The following is a 728-nucleotide window of genomic DNA, read 5'->3' as shown; positions in this document are numbered from 1 at the left end:
CGCACTCGCCACCCCTCCCGGATAACGGCAGGCCATGCCCACGATCGCGATCGGTTCGTCGTCGACGGGAGCCTCGATGCCGCCCGCCACGGCCCCACGCGAGGGTTCGGGATCGGTGACCCTGGTGGACTCCGCCACGACGGTCCCGAGATAGGCCGCCACCAGCGTGGGCGTCGGGTAGTCGAAGACCAGCGTGGCTGGCACCCGCAGGCCGGTGAGGGTGTTGAGTCGGTTGCGCAGCTCGACGCCGGTCAGGGAGTCGAAGCCGAGGTCCTTGAAGCCGCGTTCCAGGTCGATGTCCGTGGCGTTGGAGTGCCCGAGAACGGAGGCGACCACGCCGCGCACCGTGTCGGTGATCGTGCTCAGCCGGTCGGCCTCGGACAGCGCGGCCAGCCGACCGAGCCAGCCGGTCCGCTCGCCGGTGCCGACCGCCCTCTGGGCCGACGCCCGTCGGACTGGCATCCGGACGAGGCCACGGAACAGGGTCGGTAGCTCTCCGCCCGGGCCGGAAAGAAGATGCGCCTTCAGCGCGGGCAGGTCCAGGCACGCCGGGACCAGCTGCGCCCGCGAGGTGACGAGGGCGGCGTCGAGCAGTTCGAGTCCGCGTTCCGCGGCCAGCGGGGCCACACCGGTTCGAGCCCACCGTGCGAGGTCTGACTCGCCCAGGCTGCCGGTCATGCCGCTGTCCTGGTCCCACAGGCCCCAGGCCAGGGCGTGGGCCGGAAGCC

The 728-nt window shown here is 72.4% G+C and carries 1 protein-coding gene; it reads right to left on the bottom strand.

Going from position 1 to position 728, the window contains the following annotated elements; translation table 11 throughout:
* A partial coding sequence (locus tag IEZ17_RS41705; RefSeq protein WP_189308838.1) for an acyl carrier protein occupies window positions 1–728 on the bottom strand: 728 nt, incomplete at both ends.

Origin of the sequence: Streptomyces albospinus, assembly GCF_014648695.1 — a bacterium.
GTDB classification, from domain to species: Bacteria; Actinomycetota; Actinomycetes; order Streptomycetales; family Streptomycetaceae; genus Streptomyces; species Streptomyces albospinus.
This window is presented reverse-complemented; position numbering and strand designations above follow the sequence as displayed.